The sequence below is a fragment of the Idiomarina sp. A28L genome, assembly GCF_000218785.1.
Taxonomy (GTDB): Bacteria; Pseudomonadota; Gammaproteobacteria; order Enterobacterales; family Alteromonadaceae; genus Aliidiomarina.
This window is the reverse complement of record NZ_AFPO01000020.1, coordinates 79,315-97,494: the sequence shown is the minus strand read 5'-3', so window position 1 is coordinate 97,494 and position 18,180 is coordinate 79,315. Positions and strand designations below refer to the sequence as shown.

Genomic DNA, 18,180 nt, shown 5'->3' with positions numbered 1-18,180 from the left:
ATGTATTAGTTGAATCGGAGAAAGCACCATGCGCGTTTGCGGCATCGAAATAAAAAGTAATGAAGCGATTATTTGCTTGATGGAAATGAAAGATGGGTTGTTGCAAATCCCAGATTGTCGGCAAGTACGTTTCCAGTTATTGAAAGATAACGATGCAGAGCAAGTGCGCCGTTTTCAATTCACTTTTCGCAAGTTAATTGAAGATTACAAAGTAGAACGCTTAATCATTAAAGAGCGGATGCAAAAGGGCAAATTTTCGGGTTCGGCGGTGGGTTTCAAAATCGAAGCTGCATTACAGCTAATTGATAATGTAGAAACACATTTATTATCGGGTTCAATTCAAAAAGAGATCATTAAACGTAACCCGATTCCTGTTGATTACGCAGATACAGGATTAAAAATATTTCAAGAAACGGCATTTACAGTAGCTTATGCCTATTTGATGTCGAAAGAATACAACTTGTAATTTATTGCGAACTAAAAACGCAGCCTACTCGTGTTCAAGCAAGTGGCTGCGTTTTTTTATAGGTGACTTCTAATAAATCTAAATCGTATAACTGGTTACCCTTGGTTTGCACGGTAACGCTTGCAGCAGCAACACCGTAACGAAAAGCAACATCTAAAGATTTGCCTTGGTACAACTGATGCGTTAGCGCAGATACAAAGCTATCGCCCGCACCCACATGGCTTATTATTTCAACTTTCGGTGGCATATAGGCAAGCTCTTCGCCACTTTCGGTAATCAGCAGAGCACCGCCTTGGGCTAAAGTAACGATTAGGTTGCTAACCGCCCCTTTTGCCATGATTTCGCGCATTTGCGCGCGCAGGGTAGCTATATCATCGAGCTCAGAATAGCCGAGTGAAGAGAACTCTTTGCGATTTAATTTGGCAACATAAGCCCCGTTATAAAGAGCTCCTTGTAAGGCAGCGCCCGAGGTATCGAGCACAACCTTAATCCCCAACGCGCTTGCCTTTTTGGTAATCTCACCATAGAAACTTGCAGGAACGCAATCCGCAATACTACCGCTCAATACAAGAAACTCAGGTAACTGTTGGTGCTCTAGTAAGGCGTTTCGGCAGGCATCTTGCTCGGCTTTAGTGAGCTCTGGACCCGGAAAGACAAAATGATACATTTTTCCACAGTAGCGCTCTGTGATAGCTAAATTTTGCCGAGTATCACTGGCTATTGATATTGATTGATATGGGGTATTATCACGTGCTAGAAGCTGCTTTAGCAATTCGCCATTTAGCCCGCCAGCAGGAAAAATCGCAAGGGCAGGAGTGCCCATACGGATTATATTGCGAGCTACGTTAATACCTCCACCGCCTGGCTCTTGGCGTGTTTGTTGACAGCGAGTTTTGCTATCTTCAAAAATACGTTCAGTTTCACCGAACGTATCAACAGCCGGATTCATAGTAAATGTAATAATAGGGGCGTACATAACGGTCCTTTTTTATAAGTTTTACAACTTAATAGCTGGTTTTTATCTTGTTTTTTAAAGTATAGCTATCTTTTCGTTACGGATGCTGTATACTTCATTTCAATGCAAGAAAGATACAATTTAACACTCCAATTCGTCGTATTACCATAATCTTCGTCCTGTAGTTCTTAAGTTTCAGTTTATTTTTCCCGCATGACCGCACTATCCGAGCTGATACCAGCTGGAGTGCACATTTAACATTTAAAATTTCAGGATAATATTATGTCTAATACAGTTACTGGTACCGTAAAGTGGTTTAACGAAACTAAAGGTTTTGGTTTCATCGAGCGCGAAGGCGGTCCAGATGTATTCGCTCATTTCAGCGCGATCTCTGGCAACGGTTTCAAAACTTTGGCTGAAGGCCAAAAAGTTTCTTTCACCGTTACTCAAGGCCAGAAAGGTCCTCAGGCTGAGAACATCGTAGCAATTTAATTTGCCATGATTTCTGCCTAGTTTAACTTCGGTTAAACGGACGTGAAATAAATAATAAAGGGTAGCCGTTGTGGCTACCCTTTTTAGTTGTGTGCCGGGCACGGCGCATAGAAGGAGGCCGTGAGGCCTCCTTCTACTCGATTATAGGTGTGAACTCTTCAAAGCCTGTTTTATTTCGTTAATACTTTCAGGATTGTCTATCGTGGATGGAACAACATAATCGTGTCCATCGGCAATCTTTCTCACTAAGTTACGAAGAATTTTACCCGACCGCGTTTTTGGTAATTGCTTTACGGTAACCGCTTTCTTAAAACACGCCAGGGCACCGATTTCTTCCCGAACCAGCGCTATTAACTCTTTCTCTAATTGTTCTGGTGTAATATCCAGACCATTTTTCATGATAATCAACCCAATAGGTTGCTGTCCTTTTAAGCTATCGCTTGCACCTACCACACAACATTCGGCAACTGCAGGATGGCTGGCAACTACCTCTTCCATTTCACCCGTAGATAATCGATGGCCAGCAACGTTGATTACATCATCCGTTCTCCCCATGATAAATACATAGCCATCGCTATCAATGTAGCCACCATCACCGCTTGCATAGTAGCCGGGGAATTGTTGCAGATAACTCGTTTGAAAGCGTTCGGAATCGTCCCAAATTGTGGTTAAGCAGCCCGGTGGAAGGGGAAGTTGAATGGCTATATTTCCTTGTTCATTCGCTGCAATGGGATCACCCGAATCATCAAGTACCATAACATTATAGCCAGGTACGGGTAATGAAGAAGAACCTGCTTTTACGCTAAGCCTTTCAATACCCGCAGGGCTTGCGCAAATTGGCCAGCCAGATTCAGTTTGCCACCAATGATCAATAACTGGTTTCCCAGTTTTTTCACAGGCCCAATCAAAAGTAGCTGGATCTAATCGTTCTCCCGCCATAAAAATATTTTTCACACTACTTATATCGTATTTCTGCAGGAATTCGGCTTCAGGGTCTTCTTTACGAATCGCTCGAAAAGCTGTTGGTGCGGCAAAGATAGCGTTCACTTTATATTCTTCACATATTCGCCAGAAAGCCCCGGCATCAGGAGTAAATACGGGTTTTCCTTCGTAAAGAACGGTGCTGCAACCGGCAAGAAGGGGCCCATAAACGATATAGGAGTGGCCTACCACCCAACCAACATCAGAGGCAGAAAACATGACATCGCCGGGTTCAAGGTTATAAATCGCCTTCATACTGTAATGCAGGGCGGTGGCATAACCTCCAGTATCGCGCACCACACCTTTCGGCTTGCCGGTAGTACCCGAAGTATAGAGAATATAAAGCGGATCATTGCTAGCGACAGCAATAGGATTAGCCGGCGTTGCAGATTCCATGGCGCTTTGCCAATCAATATCAAAGCCCTCGCGCATGCTGCACGCTACTTTTTTCGCTTCTGGTACGTTGTTCCGCTGATAAACTATAGTGCCTAGCGGTTTGTGCTTAGCTTTAGTAATGGCCAAATCTAATAACGGTTTATAAGGAATAACGCGATGCGGTTCAATGCCGTGAGATGCGGAAATAACCAATTTAGGCTGGGCATCATCAATGCGCACGGCTAATTCATGAGCAGCGAACCCCCCAAATACAACCGAATGAATAGCGCCTAAGCGAGCTACGGCAAGCATTGCAATAGCGGCTTGGGGGATCATAGGCATGTAAATAACAACACGGTCACCTTTACCTACGCCTTGCTGCTGGAGAACACCCGCAAATTTAGCAACTTCTCCAAGTAGCTCTGAATAGGTATAGCAGTATTTATTTCCAGTGATTGGTGAATCGTAATAGAGCGCCACTTGTTCACCACGGCCTTGTTCCACATGATAATCAAGGGCGAGGTAGCAGATATTCAGCTTACCGCCAGCAAACCATTCGTAACCGCTGGGCTGTTCAGGATTATTTCTTAGAATCGTTTCAGGTTGCTGGAACCATGCTAATTTCAACGCTTGCTCGCGCCAAAATTGCTCTGGATCATTGATAGAATGCTGATGTGTTTGCTGATAATTCATGGTTCTGCGCTCCAGTTGCGGGTGAGCTGTTTTTTCCGTAAGGATTGATGGGTTTAGTGAACACACCAAAAGTTTCACACTGAAAATTAATTTTCAATGCAACTTAATCTACTCGGAACGCAGAAAAATGGAATTCGACTTTAGGTTAATGCTCGAGGATTATTTACTCGAGCACTAATCAGCCGCGGGAAGCTGCATGAAATCTGCGCCTATATGGCCAACTTTAACGTAGATAAGCGCACCTTCAGATTCGGTAAAGGGAGTGTGTTTACTCCAGCGTGGGCTGCGTAACCAGGAACCCACTGGGTATTCGCCGTGTTCATCACGAAATAAGCCCTCAAGCACGAAAATTTCTTCTCCGCCGGGGTGCACATGTGGATTAAACTGGGTATTCGGAGCCCAGCGCACAAGGGCTGTGCTAATACCGTCGTGTTCATGTAATGGCAGAACCGATAGCCCCGGAACTAGGCCGGGCCGCCATTCCATTTCAGTGGTGTTTAAAGCCATTTGTTGATTATCGCCACTAGCAAATTGCCAGAGTTTTACTAGTATTGTGCAGCCATGTTTACTAAATGGTGTGTGTGAACTTCCCGGGGGATTCCGTATATAGGTTCCGGCAGGGTAATCACCATGTTCATCAGAAAAAACACCCTCTAACACAAATATCTCTTCACCACCGCCATGGGTATGCGCAGTGTAACCCGCGCCGGCAGCATACTTTACAACACTAGTTGCACGGGCAACCTCACCACCTTGGCGGTCAAGCATCATTCTAGATACGCCAGGTAATGGTGAATCCACATAGTTGTATTGCTTGGGTGTAATTACTTCGCGTTTTTCAAAATCAGCTCTTACTAACATTGAGTAGTTAACCTTTCTGCTATTTACGGTGAAAAAACACAATATTTACGGTTGCAGGGGGCGGCACTGCATGAACGTTAGTTTAACCGAAACCGCCCAACATGAAAGGTTCGAAAATTCGATGGCCGCAATTGATATAAGCACATAAAAAAGGCCCCTTAATCAAGGGGCCTAGTCATTATATTCTAGCGAGTGATTGAGTTCGCTATTTTATAAGCTTGCCAATACATCGTTTAGAATTTCACTTGGACGCATTGCTTTACTTACTAAATCAGTATTTGGTTGATAGTAACCTTCAATCTCAACCGCTACACCTTGAACTTCATTCAGCTTGGCTACAATAGCATCTTCGTTACTGTGCAGCTTTTCGGCAAGCTTGGCAAACCGTTCTTTTAGCTCAGCATCACTATCTTGGTTAGCCAAGGCTTCTGCCCAATACATACCCAAATAGAAGTGGCTACCACGGTTATCAATTTCACCCGCTTTGCGTGACGGTGATTTGTTGGTTTCCAAGAATTTAGCAGTGGCTTGATCTAACGTATCGGCCAACATTTGCGCACGATCGTTGCCAGTAACGCGGCTTAAGTGCTCTAAAGAAGCGGCTAAGGCCAAGAACTCACCTAATGAATCCCAGCGTAGGTGGTTTTCTTCAACGAACTGCTGCACGTGCTTAGGCGCAGAACCGCCGGCACCCGTTTCAAATAAGCCACCGCCATTCATGAGTGGCACAATTGAAAGCATTTTTGCACTGGTGTTCAGTTCGAGAATTGGGAACAAATCAGTAAGGTAATCTCGTAACACGTTACCCGTTACTGAAATGGTATCTTTGCCTTCTTTCATGCGTTTCAGCGTATGTATAGTCGCTTCAACTGGCGCCATGATTTGGATATCTAAACCTTTAGTATCGTGTTCTTGTAAGTAATCTTCTACTTTGCCGATTAGCTGGCGATCGTGAGCACGCTCGCTATCTAACCAGAATACCGCTGGCATGCCGCTTTGGCGTGAACGCGTTACCGCAAGTTTTACCCAATCACGAATAGGAGCATCTTTTACCTGGCACATGCGCCATAGATCACCTTTACCAACGGTATGTGAAAATACAATTTCGCCTTCGGTATTCACAACTTGCACGGTACCGGCTGCAGGCATTTCAAAGGTTTTATCGTGAGAGCCATATTCTTCAGCCTTTTGAGCCATCAAACCAACGTTTGGTACTGTGCCCATGGTTGCTGGATCGAATGCACCATTTTCTTTACAGAAATTAATGGTTTCAGCATAAACACCTGCATAGCAACGATCTGGAATCATTGCCTTGGTATCTTGTTGGCCACCAGCGGTATCCCACATTTTACCGCCATCACGAATCATTGCAGGCATTGAGGCATCAATGATTACATCGCTTGGAACGTGTAGGTTGGTGATGCCTTTATCGGAGTTCACCATTGCCAGTTCAGCTTGGTTCGCATATACCGCTTTAATATCGGCTTCAATTTCCGCGCGCTTCTCCGTTGGTAACTCAGCAACTTTTGCTACTACATCGCCAAAGCCATTAGTTAAATCAACGCCGATTTCTTTAAAGGTATCGCCGTGTTTTGCGAATAAATCTTTAAAGTAAACTTTTACTGCGTGGCCAAATAAAATTGGGTCGGAAACTTTCATCATGGTGGCTTTCAAGTGTAGTGATAACAATACACCTTCAGATTTCGCAGCCGCTGTTTCTTTAGCATAAAACTCTTGCAGCTTAGTAGTATTCATTACTGCTGCATCAACAACTTCACCAGCCAGTACTTTAACGCCGTCTTTTAATACTGTTTCTTCACCGCTTTCAGTTTTCAAAACAATTTTTAAGGTATCGGCATTCTCAAACGTAGTAGATTGTTCGCTGGCGTAGAAATCGCCGCCATCCATATGTGCTACGTGAGTTTTTGAATCTTTGCTCCAAGCGCCCATACGATGCGGATGCTTTTTCGCATAGTTTTTAACAGAAGTAGGGGCTCGACGATCGGAGTTACCTTCGCGCAAAACAGGATTTACAGCACTGCCTTTGATTTTATCGTAACGTGATTTTACATCGCGTTGCTCATCGCTTTGTGGATCAAACGGGTAATCGGGAAGCGCATAACCTTGGCTTTGCAATTCTTTAATAGCAGCCACGAGTTGTGGAATCGAAGCACTAATATTTGGTAATTTAATAATGTTCGCTTCTGGTGTTTTTGCAAGCTCGCCTAATTCGGTAAGGGCATCGCCGATGCGCTGATCTTCGCGAAGATATTCTGGGAAGTTTGCAATAATACGGCCAGCAAGAGAGATATCACGAGTTTCAACAGAAATACCAGCTGCCTTCGTGAATGCCTGAATAATTGGCAATAAAGAATAGGTCGCTAAGCGAGGCGCTTCATCAGTTTCGGTATAAATAATCGTTGATTTATCAGTCGACATTGTGATTCCTATTGGTTAAAACAACGCATTCAAGCTCCAGAAGGTAATTCCGCCAGAAAATAATGCGTTGGGAAAAAGGGTGGTAAAGACAACCCACACCCCTCAGAATTCGCGGCACAGTATGCCACTTTTACGCGCGGAACTCAATGCAGAGAGGCTATGCGCAAAACCAGCACAGATAGGTAAAATCGCTTATCTGTGCTGAATTTAGGTGCTGGATTTTAATGTTGAAAATTATGCTAGAAGTTACCAACCGCCGCCAAGGGCTTTGAAGAGATTAGTGCTTGCGGTTAGTTGTTTGCTACGCGCGGTACTTAGAGCCATTTCAATGTTTAACAACGCACGCTGAGTTTCTAGCAGCTCAAAGAAACCAATGGCACCACCTTCATACTGCATTTCTGCCAACCGATAAGTATCAGCAATAGCTTTATATTCAGATTCGGTGGCTGTTAAACGTTGCTCGGCAATCTTCAATAGCACAAGTGCATCACGAGTATCTCGCAACGCAGAAACTACTGCTTGTTGGTATTCAAGCTCTGCCATTACTAAACCGGCTTCAGCGGTTTCAACCGCGCTGCGGCGGCGTCCAAAATCGAATATTGGGCCGGCAAGATCAGCACTCACGCTCCATGTTTCTGAACCAGAGCTGAATAAATCGCTAGTATCCACCGCGGCGGTGCCGAGTAGGGCATTTAGGTTTAAACTTGGGAAGCGTTGAGCAACAGCAACGCCAACTTCCGCGGATGCAGCTTTCAGGCTCGCTTCGGCCGCACGCACATCAGGGCGGCGTTGCAGCAACTCAGAGGGCGCTATCGGTGGAAATGCAGTGGGCTGATTTACGGCATTTAACTCACCTTCAGCAAATTTAAACTCTTCCAACATTTCTCGTGGTGTATAGCCCACCAGCATCGCCAGCGCAGAACGCGTGGTTTGTGCTGCTTCTTCTAAATCTGGAAGCGATGCTTTTGCACTCGCCAAACTTGCTTGCGCACGGCGCACGTTCAGCGGGCTACTAGCGCAGCGCTCATAGCGATATTCCTCGATGGCAAGGGTCTGTTCTTGCGATGCAATCATATCCAACGCGGCTTGCCACTGTTGCTCAATGGTGAGCAAAGAAAAGTAGGTAGATACAACATCGGTAATGAGGTTTAAGCGAATTGCTTCGGTACCGAAAATAGATTGCTCGAGCATAGCCGTAGCCGCTTCACGCTGCCTAGATACTCGCCCCCAAAGATCAACTTCATAACTGAGTACACCGGCAATTGAAAATTGGTTGCGCGGCTCGCCACCACCTAACGCCGTTGGCATTATCGTAGTAGGCTGTTGCTCGCGAGCAGCAGAAGCCTGAGCACTCAACATTGGCCATCGATTCGATTGGCTTAAGCCAAGCTGTGAACGTGCTTGCTCAATTCTACTTAATTGAATTTGCAGTGATAGATTTTCATCCAGTGCGCGCTCTACCAGTGTGTTCAATGCGGGATCTTGATACTGAGTCCACCATTGCTGCCACTGCTCAGTATTCGCTGTCGATTGTTGGTTTGCTAGCGCGAGAATATCGGAATGGCCCTCGTTCCAAACATCGGGCACATCAACCTCTTGGGCCTGATAATCAGGCCCCATTGCACAGCCACTCATTATTAGAGCAGCTGCAATCGTTAACGTAAATTTATGCATGATTTGATTCCTCGGCATTTCCTTGCGCATTTGCTTTGCGCTCATTCCGCCAGGTGGTTACATCTTCTAATAGCTTGTAAGCAAGGGGCACAAATAGAAGCGCAAGCGAGCTCGCCGCAATCATGCCACCTACAACAACCGTACCAATTTCTTGGCGGCTTACTGCACCTGCACCACTAGCGAATACAAGCGGTAGCGTACCGATAATAAAGGTTGCAGCCGTCATAATAATTGCCCGGAAACGTTGGCGTGCAGCAGCAACAGCAGCTTCAGTTGAGCTCATGCCTTCTTTACGGTTTTGCGATGCAAACTCAACAATTAAGATTGCATTTTTCGCAGCTAAACCGATAAGCACCAATAATCCAACTTGGAAGTAAACATCATTTGGGAAACCTTTCAGCATAGAGGCAAGCGCACCACCGAATACAGCAAAAGGCACTGCCGTTACCACCGCAAAGGGTAGGGTAATGCGTTCATATTGAGCGATTAGGATGAGTAATACCATGAGTAAGCCCAAGCCAAATGCGGAGCCAGCAGCACCAGCCGCTTCATCAAGCTGAAAGGCTTCGCCTACCCAACCCATTTGTATATTTTCTTCTTGTTGAAATTCGCGAACAACGGCATCAATCGCATCTTTCGCTTGGCCAGTGGTGTAGCCAGGAGCGGGGTCGCCCATGATTTTAGCGGCACCATAGAGGTTAAAGCGATTGATGATATCTGCACCGGATACACGTTCGAGGGTTACCAGAGCGCTTATCGGTACCATTTCTCCAGAATTAGAACGCACATAAACATTGCGTAAATCATCTGGGTTCGCGCGATATTCGCCTTCAGCCTGCAAGTTAACTTGCCACAAGCGGCCTTGGAAAGTGAAATCATTCACGTACATTGAGCCAATCGTGGCTTGCATGGTGCTAAACAGTTGATCGAGTGGCACACCAATGGCTTTCGCTTTATCGCGATCTACGTGAATCATGTAGCGCGGAATATTAGTTTCTAGGGTACTGCGTACACCCACGAGCTCTGGGCGTTCGTTCAATGCGGCAACAACTTTTTGCGCAATAGCATTGATTTGTATTGAATCAGATTCGCCGCGAACTTGCAGGTATCCTTCAACACCGCCGGTGAGTGAAAGCCCCTGAATTGGAGGTGGAACAAACACGAATACGTTGGCTTCTTGCATACCAAAGCCAATGCCCATGATTTGCTCAGCAATTTCAGAAGCACTCAGCCCAGGCGCTTGGCGTTCGCTCCAATCAGATAAGTTCACAAAGCCGGCGAGTGAATTTGAGCGCAACGAACTTGCGATAATATCGAAGCCAGCGAAGGTAGTGAAATCATCAACGCCATCTACTGCTCTAATGCGCTCTGATAGTTCATTACGAAACTCTTCAGTGCGTTGTAAAGATGAAAGGGCAGGAAGTTGTGCAACGGCTAATGCAACACCTTGATCTTCGCCCGGTACCAAGCTTGATGGCATGCGCAGCATGAGTACAACAGTTAGTGCGCAAAAACCAACAAATAAAGCAACGCCAAGAATCCAGCGGCGAATTAAAAATGCCACAGCGTTTACGAAGCCATTGGTGAGTTTCTCAAAACCACGGTTAAAAATTTGGAACGGCTTTGCTACTTTCTTTGTTTGTTTATCAAGAAGTAGCGCGCACATGGCTGGTGTTAGAGTAAGTGCAACAACACCTGAAACAACTACCGATACGGCAATGGTTACGGCGAATTGGCGATATAACTCACCACTTAAACCACCTAAAAATGCAACAGGTGCGAAAACCGCAACTAATACAAGGGTAGAGGATACAACTGCACCAGAAACTTGTTTCATTGTTTCTACTGCGGCTTCCTTCGCTTTCATGCCTTTTTCAGCTATTAAGCGTTCAACGTTCTCCATCACGATAATTGCGTTATCAACCACGATACCGATGGCCAACACCAAGCCAAACAGGGTGAGCATATTAATCGAGAAGCCCATCGCTTGCATGCCAGCAAAGGTACCGATAAGCGATACTGGAATCGCGGCTACCGGAATAAGGGTAGCCCGCAAATGCTGTAAGAACAAAAACGTTACGAGAACAACCAAGAATACAGCAATGATCAGTGTGATAATTACTTCTTTAACTGAGATCTCAATAAACTCAGTTGTATCGTAAGGAACATAATAATTCATTCCTTCTGGGAAGCGTTCGGACATCTCCGCTAATGCATTATGCACATTTGTAGCGGTTTCTAGCGCGTTAGCGCCTGGCTGTAAGAAGATGCCCATAGGCACCGCATCTTGGTTGTTAAAAATTGCCGAGAACGCATAATTTTGTGCGCCTAATTCAGTGCGAGCAACATCACCAACGCGAATTACATTACCGTTTTCATCAGAACGAATTATAACGTTGGCAAATTCTTCCGGCGTAGATAGCTGAGTATTCGTAGTTGCACTAATGGTAAATGCGGTATCTGAGGGTGTTGGTTGGGAACCAAATTGGCCGGCCGCATACTGTGCATTTTGCTCACGTATGGCGTTGGCTACTTCCGCAGGTGAAAGGTTAAATTCGGCTAACTTTGCTGGGTCTGTCCAGATGCGCATTGAATAATCTTGCGCACCAAACAGTGAAGCGTCACCCACGCCCTCTACGCGAACAAGTTCATCAAGAACGTTTAACAATGCATAGTTGCTGATTTCAAGAGTATCTATTACGCCACCCTCAGAATACAGCACCGGCACCATGAGAATATTGGTTGAGCGAGATTCAACCCGCACTCCCAAATCACGAACGGTTTGTGGCAAGCGCGAGGTTGCCGCCTGCACACGGTTGTTAACGTTAATAGTAGCTTGGTCGGGATCGGTGCCCATAGCGAATGATACGGAAATTTGCAGCATGCCAGAATCAGTGCTGGTGGTTTCCATATAGAGCATATTGTCGACACCGTTAATTTCTTGCTCTAACGGTGCGGCTACTGAATTAGCGAGAACATCGGCACTCGCGCCAGGGTAAACGGCAGAAACCACTACCTGTGGGGGCACGACATTCGGATACTGCTCAACGGGCAACGCACGTATTGCCACTATTCCGGCAATCATAATAATAATAGAAATAACCGATGCGAAAAGCGGTCGGTCGATAAAAAAACGTAACATGGTAGTCCCTCTTAATTGCCGTTGGTAATGTTCACTGGTGCACCATCAGCAAGCGCTACATGGCCATTTACCACGAGCATATCGCCATCCATAAGCCCTTCGAGAATAACTTGCTTGCCATCAACGATAGGGCCGAGCACCACAGGCTTAGCTTGCGCACTCTCACTTCCGTTAATAACAAACACTTGTGCGCCCTCTGGCCCTTGGCTAACTACGGTTGGATCAACAAGGGCTACAGATGAAAATTCTTGTAAGGTTATTCTTACCCGTACAAATTGCCCTGACCGCAAATTGTGGGATTGGTTAGCAAATTCTGCGCGCATTTCAACTCGAGAAGTTGCAGCGTTCACACTGGTGTTGATGTAATTAATTTTGCCTGTTTCCGAGTATGTTTCGCCATTAGCAAACACTATCCAGGCGTTTGCATGTGTATCATCAACTAATTGTTCTAGGCGAGCTCGGTAGAGCTCACCATCGTTTTCAGGAATCGCAAAATGCACTCGCACGTGATCGGTTTGCACCATGTTTGTGAGATGAGATCCGGAACTAATTAAATTCCCTTCCGATAATGCTTCGATACCTGCAATACCACTAATAGGTGCTTCAACCCGGGTGTAGCGCAGATTTCGCTCTGCATCTTTTAGGTTTGATTCGGCTTGCGCAAGATTTGCGTTAGCAGCTGCGATACTCGCGCGTGCTTGATCAAACTCACGGGTGCTGGCTGCATTGTTTTCGTAAAGATCGGCTACTCGTTCCCACTCATTTTGAGCCTGGGCTTGATTAGCTTCTGCAGTTGCAAAAGCAGCTTTTGCCGAGTTCAACGCAAGCGCGTAAGGTTCAGGGTCTATTTGAAACAGCGTTTGGCCTTGTTCAACGTATTCACCTTCTGAATACTTTCGTTCTTGCAGAATTCCGGCCACTTGTGCGCGAATTTCAACTTCTCGAACGCCTCGAATGCGTCCTGGGTATTCAACTTGATGAGTGGCGGGTTGCAGTGATACTTCTGCAACGGTAACAGGTGATGGCGGCATACCACCGCTCATTCCTGCATTTTCCTCAGCAGGTTCACCGCTGCATGCGGCAAGAAAACTTAGCGCCCCGAAGCCAATAACTACACGAAGGGTAGTATACCCTTGGCTATTTAATGCAGAACTTGAAACTGCTTTCATGAATATATCTCCGTAACAACATTTTATACTGCTATCTGCACACGATTCTTTGTTTGCTTGTACAAAGAGCATGTGCGTATTCGTATGAATTTAAAGGTTATGTAATTGGTAAATCTCATCAACATCTGCATTTGTTACTAAGCCTTGCAGATAAAATCTAAATACATTCTCTAGGCGATCATGCGAGGCTCGGCTTGGCACAACAGCTTTACTTAAGTAAACGGCACCGTGCATGATTTCGCCGCATAGGCACATCATTTCCTCTACGTCGATATCACGCATTGGTAAGGCTGCTCTTACGGCTTCAAACATGGGAATCCAATCGCCGGTATGTTCGTGCATACGGGCAAAATACAACGGAGTTTCTTCATGCCCAAATTCAGCACGCTCATGCACAAATAGCTCTATTGTTTCTGGGTGTTCATCAAAAAACTGGAAATAGGTACTCATAACCAATTTCAATTGCTGCAGAGGTTCAGCGCAGGAATCGTGAGCTTGCAACATTTTGCAACGCAAAATATCTAATTGCCGGATCAACGCTTGTTTAAACAGGTCTTCTTTAGTGGGAAAGTAGCGATATACTGTTCCTTTTCCTACTCCAGCATGCTCAGCAATAGTTTGTACATCGGCTACTTGATAACCTTTATTCGCGAACACTTTTACAGCTGCATCGAGTATTTCAGCTTGCCGTTCTTCTGCTGGTTTATGTACACGCTTTTTTTTCAGTTCTTCTGCCATGTTTACCCTTTAAAATCTCATTTCTAGTTTCTAGAGGAACGAGCCTAAACTATAGGCTGTATAACTAAACTAATCGTAAACTATGCTTAAAAAATAACCGGACGGACTGGTCGGTCACTAATTCTAGATAGGTTTTCTTTGGGTGTCAATTAAAGCCATTGCTGTTAACATCAAAAAATAGGCTGTAATTGCTTTTAAGGGTGAAAAGTGAATAAATTTGAAGCGTTTGTAGTTACCGAAGTGGTGCGTAATCATGAACTGCAAAATGGCCCGCTAACCGACCAACATGTGCTTGCCCAAGCTCGGGTTGAAAATACGCCGGAAAAGCGGGTAATTACTCGCGCCACTTTACTTGCTGAATCCTTGGGCTATTTGCAAGCAATCAGAGATTGGATAACTATTCGCTTACTGGCATTTTCTAGCCTCGCGATTATTGCGGTTATTGCCGGTTGGGGTTTGGGCCGCAGTGTTTTGGTAAGCACGAACGAACCACTTAGTATTGCTTGGATCTTTATGATCTTGCTCGGCCTTCATGGTATTAGTTTCGTAATCTGGCTGATCTTTACGCTCGGCTCAGGTAATGGCGGCGGAATAGGAGGGAAGTTATTTGAGCTTATTACCTCATTGCGGCGGAAAAAATTTGGTATCTCTGTATTCTTTGCCGCTACTACCGTAGCCGCCCGCCACGGGTTGATGAAGCCAGCAATGTCGGTGATAACACACTGCTTTTGGATACTATTATTACTGCTCGCTATGCTTACGCTCTACACCCAGTTTCTTTTCAATGAATATAGTTTTCGTTGGGCAACCACTGTGCTATCTAATGCTGAAATAACCCGTATGAGCGAAATAATTGGCTGGTTACCGGCCAAATTCGGTATATCAGTGCCAACGATTGAACAGTTGTTAAGTAATGATGATTTTACGAACAACGCCATTGTAAGTAAGTGGATTCTAGCGGTGCTGTTTTGTTATGGAATATTACCCCGATTGCTAGCCGCCCTTATTTGTTTTGGGTGGCTTATGCTGGCAAAGCGCAACCTGAAACTTGATTTAACTCAACCCGGAATTAGTCATCTGCTGAATCGCCTAACGCCGGTGAGCACATCGGCTACAGTAGTGGATGCAGATATTCATAAAGCAAACTCGTTGCGGGCTGGGAAGCCATTGGCAACTGGTAGTGGTGAGTTGGTGTTTAGCTTAGAGTACGAACTAGAACCTGATTGGAATCATTTGTTATGGTTGAACTCGGCAGGGGTTATCGCCAGCTTAGCCGAGCGCTCAACACTAATAAAGCAAATTCAAAGTAAGCCTCCAGCACGAATTCTGGTGCGTATTAATAGCAAACTATCGCCCGATCGTGGCAGTCTGCGCTTTCTGCAAAGCCTGCAACAACAGTGCGGTAGCTTGGGTGCGTGGCTGGTTGATCATGGTGCATATTACGAGCACTGGAGCGAAGCCTTAGCCGAAATCGATGTTTTGCTGTTTTCCATAGATGAAGAAGCGGTGCGCTGGGCGCAAGGCAATTCTGGTAGTAGTAACGATATAGGCACTCAGTAATGGCATATTACAATAGAGATAACCCATTGCGGCTGGCGGTTGTTGGGCACACTAATACCGGTAAAACCTCTTTGTTGCGCACATTGTTGCAAGATACAGCGTTTGGCGAGGTTTCTTCGCGGCCTAGCACTACCCGCGAAGTAGTTGCCGCACATTTATTGGTTGCCGGTGAACCTTCGGTTGCACTTTACGATACGCCAGGTTTAGAAGATGGCTTAAGCCTGTTTGCGGTGCTTAATGAATTGCAAGACCCGAAATTAAGGCATGATGGCCCAGCTCAAATACAGCAGTTTTTGCTTTCAGACTTGGCGCATAGCGATTTTGAACAAGAAGCTAAAGTGCTGCGGCAACTGCTGCTATCCGATGCGGCTATCTATTTAATTGATGCCCGCGATCCGGTTTTGCCAAAACACCAAGATGAACTCGATATTTTAAGGCGATGCGGCAAACCTATTTTGCCAGTGTTGAATTTTACCGCTTCTGCGGAGGCTAATTCGCAAGCATGGATGGACGCCCTCGCCAAGGTTAATTTACATGGCTGGGTGGAATTCGATACGGTAAGTATTCCGGAACAAGGCGAGGTAGAGCTGTTTGAGCACTTGAGCACGTTACTACCAAAAGCTCGTGAACTTCTTCGTAATCTTTTAACTGATCGTTCGCAACGGGCTGTTCACAAGGAGCAAGCGGCGAAGCGCATTGTTGCTGAATTGCTGCTTGATGTAACCGCTTATGCCGTTACGGTAACGGATAAAAGTGAACACGAAAAGATTACTCAAGCCATGCAAAAAACCGTTTCTGCAAGGGAGCAAGCTTGCTTACGGGATCTGTTAAATGTTTATAGCTTTACCAACGATGCGGTTAATTTACCTGAAATTTCAGTACGAGCAGGGCAATGGCAAACAGATTTATTTTCTAGTGAAACTTTTAAAGCATTCGGCGTGAAAGCGGGTAAAGGCGTGGCTGCAGGTGGTGCAGCGGGGGCGAGTGTCGATTTGTTGTTTGGTGGTATGACACTCGGTGCCGGTACGGTAATGGGTGCGGTAGCTGGCGGTGCTTGGCAAACGTGGCAGAAATATGGCCGTAACCTTAAGCACAAAGTGCAAGGTTACTATGATGTGCATGTTGATGAAGCCGTTATTCGGCTGTTGGCGGCGCGCCAGCAGAAGCTCATTCTGGCGTTGAACAAACGGGGGCATGCAGCGATAGAACCGTTGAATATTCTCGATAGCGAGCAGAAGTTTCAAGATCCAGTGAAGTTCAAACAATTCTTTCGTTTAGCTCGTGAACACCCGCAGTGGTCGTCGATCAATAAGGCTACATTTGTAGAAGGTCATGAACGCGATGAGTGTGTTCGTTTAATTCTTTAAGAGGATAATCAAATGGAATTTCAATTAAAACAAGAACAAACGAAATTGCATGGGATAGATCTAGAGTGTTTGGAAAAGAGCTCTGGTAAATCGAGAGTGCTTCGAGTTGCACTCAGCGCAGCGATTGTGTTCGCACTTGCGGGCTGCGCTGGCGATAATAATTCGCCTATTCGTATCGGCGCTACGATGTCGGAAACGGGCGCGTATGCTACGCAAGGTGTTGCTGCGAAAAATGGCTATTTGCTTTGTGCCGAACATGTGAATGCGGCCGGTGGAGTATTGGGAAGGAATATAGAATTTATCATTCATAATGATGAATCAAATACCGAACGCGCGCACGAGCTATATTCCCAGTTGATTGTTGATGAAAATGTTGACGCCATTATGGGGCCTTATGGCTCAACACTTACTGAAGCGGTTGCCCCCATTACTGAAAAACACCGCATGGTACATATATCCCCTTTAGCGGCAACAAGTTCCATTTGGGAGCAGGGGCGCCATCATCTATTTATGGTGCTACCGCCAGCCGAACTGTTTTTAGCGGGCTTAATTGATTTAGCCGATAAACAAGGGTTTACGCGGGTAGCTGTGCTGCAAGAAGATTCTCTCTTTCCCCGAGCAGCTGGCAGAGGCGCTGTAGCCCTGGCTGAGCAACGTGGCATGCAGGTGTTGCTAAATCATACTTACACCAGCGGCACTGGAGATTTTAGTGATTTTTTGCAACAGTTAGGCGATGAAAACATAGAGATACTAGCCATGGCGGCCTCGGCGCTTGATGATTTTGTAAAAGTGCGGCAACAACTCAATACCATGGGTATTGAAGTGCAAATGTTTGGTAATTCGGGTGCTGTAAGCCAGTATCAAGAGGCGTTGGGAGCTGCCGCAGAAGGTGATTTAGGGCTTTCTGCTTGGGAAGCAAGCTTACCAAACCCGGGTGTTACTGAGTTTGTTGCGGATTATGTAGAGCGGTTTCAAATGCAGCCTAGTTTTCACGCTGCAGGGGGTTACGGCAGTTGCCAATTATTAGTTGAAGCGGCGCGTCGGGCGGGGAGTTTACACACCGATGCGTTAAGACAGGAGCTTTTGGAAATGGACTATACCACAGTGTTTAGCCGTTTTAAGGTTGATAACCGTGGGTATCAGGTAGCTAATCAGGGCGTGTTTGTGCAATGGCAAAATGGTGAAAAAGTAGTGGTTTGGCCACAAGTGCTTGCAACTGCTGAACTAAAGCTTGCAACTGAAACCGATTCTGAATAAATAAAATTTAA

Annotated in this window: 13 protein-coding genes; 5 read left to right on the top strand and 8 right to left on the bottom strand. The window is 45.7% G+C overall.

Going from position 1 to position 18,180, the window contains the following annotated elements; all coding sequences use genetic code 11:
- Nucleotides 1–28: 28 nt before the first annotated feature.
- On the top strand, nt 29–466 hold the full coding sequence (locus tag A28LD_RS07305; protein ID WP_007420438.1) for a DUF3010 family protein: 438 nt from the start codon (nt 29–31) through the stop codon (nt 464–466).
- Between the two features lie 34 nt (nt 467–500).
- Here the strand turns inward: A28LD_RS07305 and A28LD_RS07300 are convergent, their stop codons facing one another.
- Nucleotides 501–1,442, bottom strand: coding sequence for a 1-phosphofructokinase family hexose kinase (locus tag A28LD_RS07300; RefSeq protein WP_007420437.1), 942 nt, complete (start codon nt 1,440–1,442; stop codon nt 501–503).
- A gap of 261 nt (nt 1,443–1,703) precedes the next feature.
- Here A28LD_RS07300 and A28LD_RS07295 point away from each other — a divergent pair, with 261 nt between their 5' ends.
- Nucleotides 1,704–1,913 carry a cold-shock protein gene (locus A28LD_RS07295; RefSeq protein WP_007420436.1) on the top strand — a complete coding sequence of 70 codons (210 nt, stop codon included), beginning with the start codon at nt 1,704–1,706 and terminating at the stop codon, nt 1,911–1,913.
- A gap of 141 nt (nt 1,914–2,054) precedes the next feature.
- On the opposite strand, the gene A28LD_RS07290 is transcribed toward A28LD_RS07295, so the two are convergent.
- The 7 genes from A28LD_RS07290 to A28LD_RS11960 form a co-directional block, all read right to left on the bottom strand.
- Nucleotides 2,055–3,962 carry a propionyl-CoA synthetase gene (locus A28LD_RS07290; protein WP_007420435.1) on the bottom strand — a complete coding sequence of 636 codons (1,908 nt, stop codon included), beginning with the start codon at nt 3,960–3,962 and terminating at the stop codon, nt 2,055–2,057.
- A 174-nt stretch (nt 3,963–4,136) separates the two neighbouring features.
- Nucleotides 4,137–4,823 (bottom strand): cupin domain-containing protein, encoded by a 687-nt coding sequence (locus A28LD_RS07285; protein WP_007420434.1) that lies wholly within the window; start codon nt 4,821–4,823, stop codon nt 4,137–4,139.
- A 210-nt stretch (nt 4,824–5,033) separates the two neighbouring features.
- The gene (locus A28LD_RS07280) at nt 5,034–7,262 is read right to left on the bottom strand and encodes an NADP-dependent isocitrate dehydrogenase (protein ID WP_007420433.1); all 2,229 of its coding nucleotides are present in this window, start codon (nt 7,260–7,262) and stop codon (nt 5,034–5,036) included.
- Nucleotides 7,263–7,508: 246 nt separating this feature from the next.
- Nucleotides 7,509–8,936 (bottom strand): efflux transporter outer membrane subunit, encoded by a 1,428-nt coding sequence (locus A28LD_RS07275; protein ID WP_007420432.1) that lies wholly within the window; start codon nt 8,934–8,936, stop codon nt 7,509–7,511.
- Nucleotides 8,929–12,078 carry an efflux RND transporter permease subunit gene (locus A28LD_RS07270; RefSeq protein WP_007420431.1) on the bottom strand — a complete coding sequence of 1,050 codons (3,150 nt, stop codon included), beginning with the start codon at nt 12,076–12,078 and terminating at the stop codon, nt 8,929–8,931. The genes A28LD_RS07275 and A28LD_RS07270 overlap by 8 nt, the downstream gene beginning before the upstream one ends.
- 11 nt (nt 12,079–12,089) lie before the next feature.
- A complete protein-coding gene (locus A28LD_RS07265; protein WP_007420430.1) occupies nt 12,090–13,247 on the bottom strand; it encodes an efflux RND transporter periplasmic adaptor subunit in 1,158 nt (385 codons plus the stop codon).
- 90 nt (nt 13,248–13,337) lie between these two features.
- Nucleotides 13,338–13,985 carry a TetR/AcrR family transcriptional regulator gene (locus tag A28LD_RS11960; RefSeq protein WP_007420429.1) on the bottom strand — a complete coding sequence of 216 codons (648 nt, stop codon included), beginning with the start codon at nt 13,983–13,985 and terminating at the stop codon, nt 13,338–13,340.
- A gap of 207 nt (nt 13,986–14,192) precedes the next feature.
- Here A28LD_RS11960 and A28LD_RS07255 point away from each other — a divergent pair, with 207 nt between their 5' ends.
- Genes A28LD_RS07255 through A28LD_RS07245 form a run of 3 tightly spaced genes read left to right on the top strand, consistent with a single transcriptional unit; the run spans nt 14,193 to nt 18,169 of the window.
- A complete protein-coding gene (locus tag A28LD_RS07255; RefSeq protein ID WP_007420428.1) occupies nt 14,193–15,545 on the top strand; it encodes a DUF2868 domain-containing protein in 1,353 nt (450 codons plus the stop codon).
- A complete protein-coding gene (locus tag A28LD_RS07250) occupies nt 15,545–16,912 on the top strand; it encodes a GTPase/DUF3482 domain-containing protein (RefSeq protein ID WP_007420427.1) in 1,368 nt (455 codons plus the stop codon). The genes A28LD_RS07255 and A28LD_RS07250 overlap by 1 nt, the downstream gene beginning before the upstream one ends.
- Nucleotides 16,913–16,924: 12 nt before the next feature.
- Nucleotides 16,925–18,169 (top strand): amino acid ABC transporter substrate-binding protein, encoded by a 1,245-nt coding sequence (locus A28LD_RS07245; protein WP_007420426.1) that lies wholly within the window; start codon nt 16,925–16,927, stop codon nt 18,167–18,169.
- Nucleotides 18,170–18,180: the final 11 nt, after the last annotated feature.